Below are 14,666 nucleotides of genomic sequence, written 5' to 3' on the forward strand. Positions count from 1 at the left end.
CGACGGCGCCGCTCGCCGCTCAGTCGAGCGGGCGCACGCCGGTCGCGCTGGTGCCGCGGTCGCCGCTGGTGCGGGTGAACTCCACCCGCTGGCCCTCGGTGAGCTCGCGGTAGCCGCCGGAGTCCTCGATCTCGGAGAAGTGCACGAAGACGTCGTCCCCGCCGTCGTCGGGGGAGATGAACCCGAAGCCCTTGTCGGGGTTGAACCACTGCACCGTCCCCTGGGCCGCGCCGCCGGCCGGGCGCCGGCTCCCGCGGCTGCCCCGGTCGCGGTCGTCGCGGCGCTCGCCGCGGTCGCCGCGGTCCCGGTCGCGGCCGGCCGGCGGCCGCAGGTCGCGGCGGGACGGCGCGAGGAAGCGCACGGAGTCGGCCTGCAGCCCGCGCGGGCCCTCGACCAGCTCGAACTCGACGCGGTCGCCCTCCTCGGGCTCCTCGCCGCGGCCGCGCACCGCGGAGACGTGCACGAACACGTCGTCGGGGACGATGAACCCGAAGCCCTTGTCACCGTCGAAGCGCGCCACGGTGCCGGTGAGCACCGGCCCGCGCCCGCCGGACCCGCGCCCGGCGTCACGGCCGGTGTCGCGGCCGGTGTCGCGGCCGGTGTCGCGTCCCCCGCGCGGCTCCCGCCGGTCGTCCCGGCCCCGTCCGCCGCGGGCGTCGCCCAGCGGCCGGACCTCTTCCGCCTGCGGACCCCGGGGACCGGGCGCAGCCGTGTACTCGACCCGCTGGCCCTCGTCGAGGGTGCGGAAACCCCCGGTGTCCGCGATGGCCGAGAAGTGGACGAAGACGTCGTCCCCGCCGCTCTCGGGCTCGATGAACCCGAACCCCTTCTCCGGGTTGAACCACCGCACCGTGCCGACTGCCATCTGCTGCTCGTCTTCCCGCGGGCACCCGCCCGCGTCCTCCGGACGGTCCACCGTGCTGGTGGACCTCGTTCTCCCCACCAGCGTCCCAGGCGCGGGACCCCCGCGCCGTCGCCGGGTCAGCCGCGCAGCCGCAGACCCCGCGGTGTCGCGGCGAACCCGGCCGCCTGCAGGGCCGCCGACAGCGGGGTGGACTCGTGCACCGAGGCGCCGTCGGCCTTCTGCACCACCATGCGGCCCAGCGCCCCGGCCGCCACCGCCCCCGACAGGGCCGTGGCCGCCTCCTTGAGCACCTGCTCGTCCTCGGTCCACGACAGCAGCGTCTTGCCGCCGCGCTCGACGTAGAGGACGAGCTCACCGTCGACCAGGACCACCAGCGCGCCGGCCTTGCGCCCGGCCCGGTGCCCGCTCGACCGCCGCTCGGTGCCCTCGCCGATGCCGACGGCCTCCTCGGCGTCGCCGGGAGCGCGCTCCGGCCAGGGCAACGCCGCGCCGTAGACGTTGGCCGGGTCGGTGGCCGCGAGCACGACCGCGCCGGCCGGCACGCGGTCGGGGGCGGCGAAGCTCCGCAGCCGGTCGACCGCGCCGGCGGTGCCGAACTGCGCCGCGCCCAGGGTCTCGACGAAGTACCCGCGGCGGGCTCGGCCGTTCTCCTCGAAGGCCCGCAGCACCGGGTAGACCGCCGAGAAGCCGCCGCTCACCTGCTCGGCCTGCACGGCGCCGCGGGTGAGGACGCCGTGCCGCTCGAGCAGCGCCTCGGCGCGCGCGGTGGTGCGCCTGGTCGGGTTGGCCTCGCGGTCGGGCAGCCGGGACCAGCGGCCGGCCACCGTCGGGGGGCCGGTGCGCGAGGGCATCGCCGGCCGGCCCAGCCGCGGCCGCCCGTAGCGGGACCGCGTCAGCCGCGGCTGCGGCGCCGCCGCGCGCTTGTGCGTGCCGCCCCCGGCCAGCCGCGTGCGCAGCGGCGCCAGCGTGTCGTTGGTCAGGTGGCCCGACCACACGAGGTCCCAGACGACGTCGGCCAGGGCGGTGTCGTCGGTGGCGCCGACGAGGTCGGACAGGCCGCGGAAGAACAGCGCCTGACCACCGGCCAGCTGCTCGAGCACCGCGGCGCCGACCGACTCGGGCTCGGGGCTCTCCAGCGGCTCGGGCAGGAGCACGTCGGCGAGGTCGGCGGGCACCAGGCTGATCCAGCCGTCGCCGCCGGGCAGCCCCCCGGCGCCGGCCCACAGCACCTCACCGGCACTGGTCAGCTCGTCGAGCATCGCGGGGGAGTAGTCGCGCACCCGGGTGGGCAGCACCAGCGCCTCCAGCGCCGACGCCGGCACCAGCGCCCCGGCCAGCTGCTCGACGACGGCCAGCACGCCGTCGGCCCCGCGCAGCCGGCTGCCCACCGACTGCCAGGACGGCGTGAACCGCGCCAGCGTGCCGATCGGCACGGGCTCGACCTCCTGGCGCAGCTTGGCCAGGCTGCGGCGGCGGACCGACCGCAGCACGTCGGCGTCGCACCACTCCTGCCCGACGCCGCCGGGGCGGAACTCGCCGGTGACCAGCCGGCCGGTGCCGACCAGGCGCTGCAGGGTGGCGGTCACCACGGCCACGCCCAACCCGAGGCGGGCGGCGACCTCGGCCGGCTGGAACGGCCCGTGGGTGCGGGCGTAGCGGCCGATGACGTCGCCGAGCGGGTCGGCCACCGGCTCGGTGAACACCTCGGGGACGCCGACCGGCAGCGCCGTGCCGAGGGCGTCGCGCAGCCGGCCGGCGTCCTCGATGGCGACGAACCGCTCGTGCCCGGCGATGCGCACCTCGAGCGCCCGCCGCGACGCGACGAGCTCCTCGAGCCAGGCGGGGGGCACGCCGCGGGCCATCGCCTCGGCGGCGGTGAGGTCGCCGACGAACCGCAGCAGGTCGGCCGCGCCGTCGAGGTCGCGGGGGTGCCGGTCGGCGGGCAGCCGCTGGAGCTCGCGCTCGATCTCTGCCATCGCCTCGGCGTCGAGCAGCTCGCGCAGCTCGGAGCGGCCGAGCAGCTCGGCGAGCAGGCCGGTGTCGAGCGCCAGCGCCTGCGCCCGGCGCTCGGCCAGCGGTGCGTCGCCCTCGTAGAGGAACTGCCCGACGTAGCCGAACAGCAGCGACTGCGCGAACGGCGAGGCGCTCTGGGTCTGCACGTCGGCGACCCGGACCCGGCGGGAGCGGACGTCGCGCATCAGCTCGACCAGGCCGGGCACGTCGTAGACGTCCTGCAGGACCTCGCGCGCGGCCTCGAGGGTGATCGGGAAGGACGGGAAGTCGGCGGCGACCCCGAGCAGCTGCGCGGCGCGCTGCCGCTGCTGCCACAGCGGGGTGCGCTTGCGGGGGTCGCGGCGCGGCAGCAGCAGCGCGCGGGCCGCGCACTCGCGGAAGCGGCTGGCGAACAGCGCGGAGTTGCCGACCTCGGCGGTGACCTCGCGCTCGACGTCGTCGGGGTCGAGGACGGCGAGCTCGGCGTCGGGCGGCTCGCCGGTGGTGTCGGGCAGCCGCAGCACGATGCCGTCGTCGGAGTGCATGGAGGCGACGTCGACGCCGTAGCGCTCCCGCAGCCGGGCGGCGAGCACCAGCGCCCACGGGGCGTTGACCTGCGCGCCGAAGGGGGAGTGGACGACCAGGCGCCAGTCGCCGAGCTCGTCGCGGAACCGCTCGACCAGCAGCGTGCGGTCGTCGGGCAGGTGGCCGGTCGCGGCCTTCTGCTCGGCGAGGTAGGTGACCAGGTTGGCCGCGCCCCACTCGTCGAGGCCGGCGGCCCGGGCCCGCTCGAGCCCCGCCTCCGGGGTGGCCGAGCCGACCTCGCGGAGGAAGGCGCCCAGCGCCCGGCCCAGCTCCAGCGGACGGCCGGGCGCGTCGCCGTGCCAAAACGGCATCTTCCCCGGCTGGCCGGGGGCGGGGCTGACCAGCACGCGGTCGTGCGTGATCTCCTCGATCCGCCACGACGACGACCCGAGCAGGAAGACGTCGCCGACCCGCGACTCGTAGACCATCTCCTCGTCGAGCTCGCCGACCCGCCGCCCGCCGGTCTCGCCCGCGCCGGCGACGAGGAAGACGCCGAACAGCCCGCGGTCGGGGATGGTGCCGCCGCTGGTGACCGCCAGCCGCTGGGCGCCGGCCCGCGCGGTGAGCGTGTCGGTGACGCGGTCCCAGGTGAGCCGGGGGCGCAGCTCGGCGAAGGCGTCGGAGGGGTAGCGGCCGGCTAGCATGTCGAGGACGGCGTGCAGCGCCGACTCCGGCAGCGAGGTGAACGGCGCCGACCGGCGCACCAGCGCGCCCACCTCGTCGACCGTGCGCGGACGCTCGGAGACGATCGCGACGACCTGCTGGGCCAGGACGTCGAGCGGGTTGCGCAGGTAGCGGATGGACTCGATCGCGCCGGCCTTCATCCGCTCGGCGACCAGCGCGCACTGCACGAGGTCGCCCCGGTACTTCGGGAAGAGCACGCCGCGGCTGACCGCGCCGACCTGGTGCCCGGCGCGGCCCACGCGCTGCAGTCCGGAGGCGACCGTGGGCGGGGCCTCCACCTGGACGACGAGGTCGACGGAGCCCATGTCGATGCCGAGCTCGAGGCTGGAGGTGGCGACGACAGCGGGCAGCCGGCCGGTCTTGAGGGCCTCTTCCACGATCGCCCGCTGCTCGCGGGAGACCGAGCCGTGGTGCGCGGCGGCGACCGGCTGGAACGCCTCGGGCAGCCCGCCGCCGGACCCGGCCTGCGCCATGAGGGCGGCCGCGTTGGTGCCCGGCGGCACCGGCTCGCCGGTCGCCCGCTCGTAGGCGAGCTCGTTGAGCCGGCTGGTCAGCCGTTCGGCCAGCCGGCGGGAGTTGGCGAAGACGATGGTGCTGCGGTGGGCCTGCACGAGGTCGAGCACCCGCTCCTCGACCGCCGGCCAGATCGACGAGCGCGGCTCGGCGCCGGCGGCGGACCCGGAGAACTCGCCGGTCGGCTGGCCGAGCTCGCCCATGTCCTCGACCGGGACGACGACCGAGAGGTCCCACTCCTTGCGCGCCTGCGGGGCGACCACCTGCACCGGCCGGCCGCCGGCGAGGAAGGTGGCGACCTCCTCGATCGGCCGCACGGTGGCCGACAGCCCGATCCGCTGGGCCGGCCGCTCGAGCAGCTCGTCGAGCCGGTCGAGCGTGACGGCCAGGTGCGCGCCGCGCTTGGTGTCGGCGACCGCGTGCACCTCGTCGACGATCACCGTCTCCACGCCGCGCAGCGCCTCGCGGGCGGAGCTGGTGAGCAGCAGGAACAGCGACTCCGGCGTGGTGATGAGGATGTCGGAGGGGCGCCGGGCGAAGGCGCGGCGCTCGTCGGCGGGCGTGTCCCCGGAGCGGATCGCGACGGAGATCTCCGGCCGCGGCTGCCCCAGCCGCAGCGCCGCCTGGCCGATGCCGGTCAGCGGCGCGCGCAGGTTGCGCTCGACGTCGACGGCGAGCGCCTTGAGCGGTGAGACGTAGAGGACCCGGCAGCGGGCCTGCTCGTCGGCGGGCGGCGGCGTGCTGGCCAGCCGGTCCAGCGACCACAGGAACGCCGCCAGCGTCTTGCCGGACCCGGTGGGGGCGACGACGAGCGCGTGCTCGCCGCTGCTGATCGCCGACCACGCGCCCTCCTGGGCGGCGGTCGGCGCCTCGAACGCACCGGTGAACCAGGCCCGCGTGGCCTCGGAGAACCGGTCGAGAGTCGACACGGCGACAAGTCTCCACGCGGGGACGACAGTTCGCCGGGCTGCTCGGGCCGCCGGCGGGCGCACCGCCCCGAGCGCCGTGGTGCCGCTGTGCACGGGCGGCCCGGCGACGGTCCCGGCCGCCCCCGGGTGACGTCGGGCACACTGCCTGGCATGCGCCACGCCCTGTACGAGACCGAGCACGACGAGTTCCGCGACATGGTCCGCGCCTGGGCCGAGAAGAACGTCGCCCCGTTCCACGCCGAGTGGGAGAAGGCGGGCATCGTGCCGCGCGAGGTGTGGCTCTCCGGCGGGCAGCAGGGCCTGCTCGGCACGGACATCGAGGAGCGGTACGGCGGCGGGGGCGTGCGCGACTTCCGCTACAACGCCGTCCTCGACGAGGAGATGACGCGGATCGGCGCGAGCGGCGTCGGCTTCGGGCTCCACAACGACGTCGTCGCCCCCTACCTGCGCGACCTCGCCACCGAGGAGCAGAAGCAGCGCTGGCTGCCGGGGTTCTGCAGCGGCGAGCTGATCACCGCGATCGCGATGACCGAGCCGGGCACCGGCAGCGACCTGCAGGGCATCACCACGAGCGCCCGCAGGGACGGCGACGGGTGGGTGCTCAACGGCGCGAAGACGTTCATCACCAACGGCATCAACGCCGACCTGGTCATCGTGGTCGCGCGCACCGACGTCGACGCGCCGGCCGCCAAGGGCACCAGCCTGCTCGTCGTGGAGCGGGGCATGCCCGGGTTCACCCGCGGCCGCAACCTCGAGAAGGTGGGGCTCAAGGCGCAGGACACCGCCGAGCTGTTCTTCGACGACGTCCGGGTGCCGGCCGAGAACCTGCTCGGCACCGAGAACCGCGGCTTCTACCACCTGATGGAGAACCTGCCGCAGGAACGGCTGTCGATCGCGGTCGGCGCGGTTGCCTCGGCCGAGACGGTGCTGGCGCAGACCCGCGAGTACGTCACCGGCCGGACGGCGTTCGGCAGGCCCGTGGGCTCGTTCCAGAACACCCGCTTCGTGCTGGCCGAGCTGCACACCGAGGCCACGATCGCCCGCACGTTCGTCGACGAGTGCGTCCGCCAGCTCAACAGCGGCGACCTCACCGCCGTCGACGCCGCCATGGCCAAGTGGTGGACGACGGAGCTGCAGAACAAGGTCGCCGACCGGTGCCTGCAGCTGCACGGCGGCTACGGCTACATGGACGAGTACCCGGTCTCCAAGGCCTGGCGGGACGCGCGGGTGCAGTCCATCTACGGCGGCACCAACGAGATCATGAAGGAGATCATCGGGCGCTCGTTGGGCTTGTAGCGAGATGCCCTGACCCGGTCGGTGGCCTCTGCCAGACTCACGGGCCGTGACGACCCTGCCGGCCACCGACACCATCCGCGTCCAGCGGCGCACCGTCGGGGTGCTGTCCGGCGCGGTGGCGCTGGCCGGTCTCGGCGTGACCGTCGGCATCACCGTCGGCGGGCTGCTCGCCCGCGACGTCGCCGGCACCGACAGCGCGGCCGGCCTGGGGCAGACGGCGGGTGTGCTCGGCGCGGCGGTGATCGCGGTGCCCCTGGCCCGCCTGTCCGACCGGTCCGGCCGGCGGGCGGGGCTGGCGGCCGGGTACGGCGTCGCGGTCCTCGGCGCGGTGCTGACCGTGGTGGCGGCGGCGCTGTCGTCGCTGGCCCTGCTCCTGGTCGGGTTGTTCGCCTTCGGCGCCGCCACGGCGTGCGGGCTGCAGGCCCGCTACGCGGCGGCCGACCTGGCGGCGGCGGAGCGGCGCGGCCGCGACCTCTCCCTCGTCGTCTGGGCGACGACGGTCGGGTCGGTGCTCGGCCCCAACCTCGCCGGTCCCGGCGACGGCCTGGGCCGGGCGCTGGGCCTGCCGGCGCTCGGGGGCGCCTTCGTCGTCTCGATCGCCGTCTTCGCCGTCGTGGCCGCCGGGCTGCTCGCGCTGCTGCGGCCCGACCCGCTGCTGCTGGCCCGCCGCCTCGGCGGTTCGGGCGCCCCGGTGGACCGGCCGCGCGGCGCGACCGCCGCGGCGCTGCGCGCGGTGTGGGCGCAGCCGGGCGGGCGGCTCGGCCTCGCCGCGGTCGTCGTCGCCCACTCGGTGATGGTGGGCGTAATGGTCATGACCCCGGTCCACATGGGGCACGCGGGCGGGGACGAGGGGGCGACGCTGCGGGTCATCGGCCTGGTGATCAGCGTGCACGTGGCCGGGATGTACCTGTTCTCCCCGCTCGTCGGGCTGCTCGCCGACCGGGCCGGCCGGACGACGACGGTCGCCCTCGGCGGCCTCCTGCTCCTGCTGGCGGCCGTGCTGGCCGGCACGGCCGCGCCCGGGGCGGCGCTGCAGCTGGGGGCGGGGTTGTTCCTGCTGGGCCTCGGCTGGTCGTGCGGTCTCATCGCCGGCTCCACGCTGGTCACCGAGGCGGTCGCGGTCGGGCTGCGGCCCACCGCCCAGGGCGCGACCGACCTGCTCATGGGTCTGGGCGCCGCGGTCGCCGGCGCGGTCGGCGGGCCGCTGCTCGCCGTCGGCGGCTTCGGGCTGGTGGCCACCGTCTCGGCCGCGCTGCTCGTCCCGCTGGCCGTCGTGTGGGTCTGGAACGCGTGGACGGCTCAGCGGTCCCGGTAGTTGCGGATCAGCAGCACGATCGTCACGACGAGGCACAGCGCGATCCCGACCTGGAGGACCGCATCCCAGAAACCCGAGCCCGTGCTGAGCCCCATGGCCGCCAGCGTAGCGCCGCTGGTATCGTGAAGTGACTTCACGATGAAGGGACTTCCGCATGACGGACGACGCGACGGCGACGGCGGTGCTCGACCGGATCCTCGAACTCGTCGCCGTCCTCGAGGTGGACTCCCGCGAGGGGCTGGCCCGCGACGGGCTGACGCCGGCCCGCGCGCACGTGCTCTGGGAGCTGCAGCACCGCGGCCCCCTGCCGCAGCGGGCGCTGGCCGAGGCCCTGCGGGTGAGCCCCCGCAACGTCACCGGCCTGGTGGACGGCCTGGTGGAGAGCGGGTTCGTCACGCGCGGGCCGCACCCCACCGACCGGCGGGCGACGCTGGTCTCGTTCACCCCCCACGGCGCGGCGACGGCCGCCCGGCTCGAGCGGGAGCACGCCGAGTTCGCGCGCATCCTCTTCGCCGACCTGCCCGCCGACCGCTTCCGCGCCTTCGCCGACGGCCTCGACCACGTGCTGGCCCGGCTGCGCGAGCACGGCGTCTCCCTCGACGCGCAGGCCGAGCGGTGAGCGGCCGGCTCGCGGCCGTCGGCCGCCTGGCGCGGACCGCGCTGGTCTACGAGATCGGGATGTGGCGCAGCCTGCTCCGCTGGATCGCGCGCCGGCCGGTGGTCGGCGGCGGGACGGCGTTCTCCTACGCGGGCGTGGTCACCCCGGTGATCTGGGCGTTCATCGCCGTCTCGGCGATCGAGGTCCCGGTGCTCCACCTGCTGCTGCCCTGGGAGGCCGTCCGGCTGGCCGCCGACGTCGTCGGCGTCTACGGGTTGCTCTGGATGGTGGGGATGCTGGCGAGCCTCAAGGTCCACCCGCACGTGGTGGAGGACGACGGGCTGCGCGTGCGCAACGGCACGACCCTCGACGTGCTCCTGCGGTGGGAGGACGTCGCGGCGGTGCGCCAGCGCATGCGCTCCCTGGAGGGCATGCGCAACGTGCAGGTCGCGGGGGAGGGCGCGGACCGGGTGCTGTCGGTCGGCGTGGGCAGCCAGACCAACGTCGACGTCGAGCTGCGCGAGCCGCTGGTGCTCCCGGTCCGCCGGACCGAGGGCCGGCCGGTCGCGGTCGTGCGCCTGTACGCCGACGACCCCAAGGCCCTGGCCGCCCGGCTGCGGGCGGAGCTGTCCGCGCGGGCGGCGTCCTGACGCGCGGGCGGGCGGTCGCGCCTACGGGTTAGCGTCGAGGCGTGCGCCTGCAGGAGTTCTGGTCCCGCCTCCGCGACCACTTCGGCACGATGCGGGCCGAGAGCGTGGCGCGCGACCACGTCTTCTCCTCCCTCGGCGGGCGCAGCGCCGTCGACGCCATCGACGCGGGGGTGCCGGTCCGCCGGGTCTGGCTGGCCATCTGCGAGGAGTTCGAGGTCCCGCCCAAGCTGCGCTGAGCGGGGCTCGCGGGGCGGCTGTGGCGGACGGCGCGTCGACCTGGCAGTCGAACGCCTGTTCGGTCTACAGTGCGTCCACAGGTGGACCCGCTCTCCACAGGCCCACCCGATCACCCGAAAGTGTCGGACCCCCGCCCTAGCGTCGATCCCGACCGCTCCACGTGACTTCCCGAAGGTGAGCACCATGGCAACGCTCGACCGCGACAAGGCCCTCGACATGGCCCTCGCCCAGATCGACAAGCAGTTCGGCAAGGGCTCCGTCATGCGCCTGGGCGAGAGCACCTCGCAGGCCATCAAGGTCATCCCGACCGGCTCGATCGCCCTCGACATCGCGCTGGGCGTCGGGGGGCTGCCCCGCGGCCGCGTCGTCGAGGTGTACGGCCCCGAGGCCTCCGGCAAGACCACGGTCGCCCTGCACGCGGTGGCCAACGCCCAGGCCGCCGGCGGCATCGCGGCCTTCATCGACGCCGAGCACGCGCTCGACCCGGAGTACGCCCGGGCCATCGGCGTCGACACCGACGCCCTGCTGGTCAGCCAGCCCGACACCGGTGAGCAGGCGCTGGAGATCGCCGACATGCTCATCCGCTCCGGCGCGCTCGACATCATCGTCATCGACTCGGTCGCCGCGCTCGTGCCGCGCGCCGAGATCGAGGGCGAGATGGGCGACAGCCACGTCGGCCTCCAGGCCCGGCTGATGAGCCAGGCGTTGCGCAAGATCACCGGTGCCCTGAACAACTCCGGCACCACCGCGATCTTCATCAACCAGCTGCGCGAGAAGGTGGGCGTCGTCTACGGCTCGCCCGAGGTCACCACCGGTGGGCGGGCGCTGAAGTTCTACGCCTCCGTCCGGCTCGACGTGCGCCGCATCGAGACCCTCAAGCAGGGCACCGAGGCGGTCGGCAGCCGGGTCCGCGTCAAGATCGTCAAGAACAAGGTCGCCGCGCCGTTCAAGCAGGCCGAGCTCGACCTGCTCTGGGGCGTCGGGTTCAGCCGCGAGGGTGGCCTGATCGACGCCGGCGTCGAGCACGGCTTCATCCGCAAGTCCGGCGCCTGGTACACCTACGAGGGCGACCAGCTCGGCCAGGGCAAGGAGAACGTCCGCGCCTTCCTCCGCGACAACCCCGACCTCGCCGACGAGATCGAGAAGAAGGTCAAGGAGAAGCTCGGCGTCGGCCCGACCCTCGACGCACCGGTCGAGGCCCCGGCCGACTTCTGAGGCCCTCGATGACCACCCGCGCGACCCGCCGGCCCCGAGCCGGCGGGTCGGGGCGGGGCCCCCGCCGGGGGGCCGCCGCCCGCGCCGCGCGCGCGCCCCCCCCCCCCCCCCCCCCCCCCCCCCCCCCCCCCCCCCCCCCCCCCCCCCCCCCCCCCCCCCCCCCCCCCCCCCCCCCCCCCCCCCCCCCCCCCCCCCCCCCCCCCCCCCCCCCCCCGGTCAGCCCGCGGTGGCACGCCGGACGGCGCGGCGCGCGACCCCGAGCTCGTCGACACCCCGGGTCCGGCCGAGGACGAGCCGGGTGACCCGGAGTCCGTCGCGCGCGCCATCTGCCTGCGGGCGCTGACCGGCGCGGCCAAGACGCGCCAGCAGCTGGCCGATCTGCTGGCCCGCCGCGGCGTGCCCGACGACGCCGCGGCCGCCGTTCTCGACCGGTTCACCGAGGTGGGCCTCATCGACGACGCCGCCTTCGCCCGCGCCTGGGTCGGTTCCCGGCAGGCCGGTCGCGGCCTCGCCCGGCGGGCGCTGGGCGCCGAGCTGCGGGCCAAGGGCGTCGCACCCGAGGTCGCCGCCGCGGCGCTGGAGGAGATCGATCCGCAGGACGAGTGGGACGCGGCCCGGCGCCTGGTGGCGCGGCGGCTGCCGTCGATGCACCGGCTGGACCGGCAGACCGCCGAACGCCGGCTGATCGGCATGCTCGCCCGCAAGGGCTACGGCGGGGGGCTGGCGGCCTACGTCGTCCGCGAGGCGCTCGACGAGCGGGGCGACGAGGACGACGGCGGTCCGTCCCACCCGGAGCTCGGCCTGGACGCCTTCCTCCCCTGACGCCCGGGGCGGGTTCGGCGGACAAGGGCCGCGGATGGGTCCGTCTCGTCCCGGCTCAGGTGGCCTTCGGATCGCCGTGGGCCTGCATCGCACTGGTCGGGCGCTTCGTCCTGGGCAGTCCCTCCACCACCAGCTCGTACGAGTTGCGCACCAGCTCGTCGACGAGCTCCCGCGTCACCGCGTCACCGGCACGGATGGTCAGCCAGTGCCGCTTGTTCATGTGGTAGCCGGGGACGACCTCCGCGTACCGCTGTTGCAGGGCCTGGCTGTGCTCGGGCTCGCACTTCAGGGTCACGACCGGCTCGCCGGGCACCTCGGTCGCCAGCAGGAACACCTTGCCGACGACCTTGAACACCTCCCACTCGGGCCCGAACGGGTGCTCGTGCGTCACCGCCGGGAGCTGGGAGGCGGTCTCCATCGCGATCGCCAGCAGCTTCACGCCGTCCATGCCGTCCAGCTCTTCCTCCAGCGCCCGCGCGTCCGGGCAGGCGTCGTCGTCCGGAGACCGCCGCCCTGAGCAGCCGGGCTCGAGCACCACACGGACCCATGACAGCACCCTCGTCCGCCGTGCTCGCGCCCGGCGGGGCGGGCCGGCCGCGAGCGTCCGTCGAACGGCGAGGCCCGGAACCATGCCGGTTCCGGGCCTCGGCGGTTCAACCGTCGCGGCGACGGTGGCCGCTCACGTCGGGTCCGGGTCCTTCGGGCCCTGCCGCTGCCCCTCCGACGCCCCGATCTCGCTGACGCCGGCGTAGGGCTCGTGCCGCTTGCCCATGTGCGCCTCGGCGTCCAGCCGCTCGACGAGGTGCGGGTAGTGCGCCTCGAACGCCGGGCGGTTCGAGCGGATCTTCGGGATCTCCAGGAAGTTGTGCCGCGGCGGCGGCGACGACGTCGCCCACTCCAGCGAGTTGCCGTGGCCCCAGGGGTCGTCGCGCAGCGCCAGGGGGCCGCTCCGCCACGACTTCACCACGTTGTAGACGAACGGGATGATCGAGGCGCCGAGCACGAAGCTGAAGATCGACGAGATCGTGTTGAGCACGGTGAACTCGTCGGTCGGCAGGTAGTCGACGTACCGGCGCGGCATGCCCTCGTTGCCCAGCCAGTGCTGCACCAGGAACGTGCCGTGGAAGCCGATGAACGTCATCCAGAACTGCAGCTTGCCCAGCCGCTCGTCGAGCATCCGGCCGCACAGCTTCGGGAACCAGAAGGCGATGCCGGCATTGGCGGCGAACACCACGGTGCCGAAGACGACGTAGTGGAAGTGGGCGACGACGAAGTAGCTGTCGTTGAGGTGGAAGTCCAGCGGCGGTGAGGCGAGCAGCACCCCGGTGAGCCCGCCGAGCAGGAAGGTGACCAGGAAGCCGATGCACCACAGCATCGGCGTCTCGAAGCTCAGCGACCCCTTCCACATCGTGCCGATCCAGTTGACGAACTTGATGCCGGTCGGCACGGCGATCAGGTAGGTCAGGAAGCTGAAGAAGGGCAGCAGCACCGCGCCCGTGGCGAACATGTGGTGCGCCCAGACCGAGAAGGACAGGAAGCCGATCGCGATCGTCGCGAAGACCATGCCCTTGTAGCCGAACAGCGGCTTGCGGCTGAAGACCGGGATGACCTCGGTGATGATGCCGAAGAACGGCAGCGCGATGATGTAGACCTCGGGGTGGCCGAAGTACCAGAACAGGTGCTGCCACAGCATCGGCCCGCCGTTCTCGTCCGAGTAGACGAGCGCGCCGAGGTTGCGGTCGGCCAGCAGGGCGAACAGCGCCGCGGTGAGGATCGGGAACGCGATCAGCACGAGCAGGCTCGTGATGAGCGTGTTCCAGGTGAAGATCGGCATCCGGAACATGGTCATGCCGGGAGCGCGCAGGGTGACGATCGTGGTCGCGAAGTTGACCGCGCCGAGGATCGTGCCCAGACCCGAGACGGCCAGGCCGGCGATCCACAGGTTGGCCCCGGCACCGGGGCTGTGCACCACGTCGGACAGCGGCGTGTAGGCGTACCAGCCGAAGTCGGCCGCGCCACCGGGGGTGAGGAAGCCGGCGACCGCGATCGAGCTGCCGAAGAGGAACAGCCAGTAGGAGAAGGCGTTGAGCCGCGGGAAGGAGACGTCGGGGGCGCCGATCTGCAGCGGCATGATCAGGTTGCCGAACGCGAAGAACAGCGGCGTCGCGAAGAACAGCAGCATCACGGTGCCGTGCATCGTGAACAGCTGGTTGTACTGCTCCGGCGAGAGGAACTGCAGGCCCGGGCGGGCCAGCTCGCCGCGGATCAGCATCGCCATGAAGCCGCCGACGATGAACCAGACGAACGACGTGACCAAGTACATCAGGCCGATGGTCTTGTGGTCGGTCGTGCGCAGGAGGTTCGTGAACCGCGAACCCTTGACCGGGTGGGCGGCAGGGCTCGGCCGGCTGACGATCGGCTTCGGGGCGATCGCGGTCATGCCGCCACCTCCATGCGGCCGCCACCGCGGCCACCCGTGACCCTGTCGCGCGGCGCCTTCACGCGACAGCCCCATCGTGGCCCACCCGCGCCCCGAGCGAAACTCGTGCGACCGCGGGATCAGCCGGTGGCGATCCAGGCGGAGAGGTCGACCGCGACGCCGTCCGGGGAGTCGGCGTCGGACACCAGCCACGCGGGGTCCCGCGGCGCGCCCTCGGCCAGCCAGCGCGCGATCTGCGCCTCGAAGCCGCGGCCGGGCCGGCCGGCGGGTCCCAGGAGCGTGACGTCGACGACCGCCCCGTCGGCCGCCCGGAACACCACCCGGCACCGGCAGCGGCGGTGCCGGGCCGGCGGCACGGCCTCGCGGACCACCGCGGTCTGCGCGCCCGCGGCGCGGGCGAACTCCGGGGCGGCCGCCCGCAGGCGCGCGACGAACTGCTGCGCCGGGTCCTGCCGCTCGCGCCGCGCAGGGTCGGGGACCGGCAGCAGCGGTCCAGCGGCGAGCGTCGTCTCCATGGTGACGATC

The 14,666-nt window shown here is 74.8% G+C and carries 12 protein-coding genes; 7 read left to right on the forward strand and 5 right to left on the reverse strand.

Annotated elements, in window-relative coordinates; all coding sequences use genetic code 11:
• Positions 1–19: 19 nt before the first annotated feature.
• On the reverse strand, positions 20–865 hold the full coding sequence (locus ACI78S_RS16465; RefSeq protein WP_456975214.1) for a cold-shock protein: 846 nt from the start codon (positions 863–865) through the stop codon (positions 20–22).
• 116 nt (positions 866–981) lie between these two features.
• On the reverse strand, positions 982–5,568 hold the full coding sequence (locus tag ACI78S_RS16470; protein ID WP_456975216.1) for an ATP-dependent helicase: 4,587 nt from the start codon (positions 5,566–5,568) through the stop codon (positions 982–984).
• Positions 5,569–5,718: 150 nt separating this feature from the next.
• On the opposite strand from ACI78S_RS16470, the gene ACI78S_RS16475 reads away from it, so the two are divergent.
• The 7 genes from ACI78S_RS16475 (at position 5,719) to ACI78S_RS16505 (ending at position 11,701) form a co-directional block, all read left to right on the forward strand.
• Positions 5,719–6,864: an acyl-CoA dehydrogenase family protein gene (locus ACI78S_RS16475; protein WP_456975218.1), complete on the forward strand. Its 1,146-nt coding sequence runs from the start codon at positions 5,719–5,721 to the stop codon at positions 6,862–6,864.
• Positions 6,865–6,910: 46 nt separating this feature from the next.
• Entirely contained in the window at positions 6,911–8,179 is a 1,269-nt protein-coding gene (locus tag ACI78S_RS16480; RefSeq protein WP_456975220.1) for an MFS transporter, read from the forward strand.
• A 154-nt stretch (positions 8,180–8,333) separates the two neighbouring features.
• Positions 8,334–8,798, forward strand: coding sequence for a MarR family winged helix-turn-helix transcriptional regulator (locus tag ACI78S_RS16485; RefSeq protein ID WP_456975222.1), 465 nt, complete (start codon positions 8,334–8,336; stop codon positions 8,796–8,798).
• Positions 8,795–9,427, forward strand: a complete 633-nt coding sequence (locus ACI78S_RS16490) for a PH domain-containing protein (protein ID WP_456975224.1) — start codon at positions 8,795–8,797, stop codon at positions 9,425–9,427. Before ACI78S_RS16485 ends, ACI78S_RS16490 begins: the two co-directional genes overlap by 4 nt.
• Before the next feature lie 41 nt (positions 9,428–9,468).
• Positions 9,469–9,663, forward strand: coding sequence for a DUF3046 domain-containing protein (locus ACI78S_RS16495; protein ID WP_456975226.1), 195 nt, complete (start codon positions 9,469–9,471; stop codon positions 9,661–9,663).
• A 184-nt stretch (positions 9,664–9,847) separates the two neighbouring features.
• Positions 9,848–10,879 (forward strand): recombinase RecA, encoded by a 1,032-nt coding sequence (gene recA, locus ACI78S_RS16500; protein WP_456975228.1) that lies wholly within the window; start codon positions 9,848–9,850, stop codon positions 10,877–10,879.
• Between the two features lie 324 nt (positions 10,880–11,203).
• Positions 11,204–11,701 carry a regulatory protein RecX gene (locus ACI78S_RS16505; protein ID WP_456975368.1) on the forward strand — a complete coding sequence of 166 codons (498 nt, stop codon included), beginning with the start codon at positions 11,204–11,206 and terminating at the stop codon, positions 11,699–11,701.
• 55 nt (positions 11,702–11,756) lie between these two features.
• Here ACI78S_RS16505 and ACI78S_RS16510 read toward each other — a convergent pair whose 3' ends face one another.
• The 3 genes from ACI78S_RS16510 to ACI78S_RS16520 all read right to left on the reverse strand — a co-directional run bounded on the left by ACI78S_RS16510 (position 11,757) and on the right by ACI78S_RS16520 (position 14,656).
• Positions 11,757–12,149, reverse strand: coding sequence for an MmcQ/YjbR family DNA-binding protein (locus ACI78S_RS16510; protein WP_456975230.1), 393 nt, complete (start codon positions 12,147–12,149; stop codon positions 11,757–11,759).
• Positions 12,150–12,380: 231 nt separating this feature from the next.
• Entirely contained in the window at positions 12,381–14,141 is a 1,761-nt protein-coding gene (ctaD, locus tag ACI78S_RS16515; RefSeq protein ID WP_456975232.1) for an aa3-type cytochrome oxidase subunit I, read from the reverse strand.
• 119 nt (positions 14,142–14,260) lie between these two features.
• Entirely contained in the window at positions 14,261–14,656 is a 396-nt protein-coding gene (locus ACI78S_RS16520) for a hypothetical protein (protein ID WP_456975234.1), read from the reverse strand.
• Between the last annotated feature and the right edge of the window lie 10 nt (positions 14,657–14,666).

Source organism: Geodermatophilus sp. SYSU D00815, from assembly GCF_054050035.1.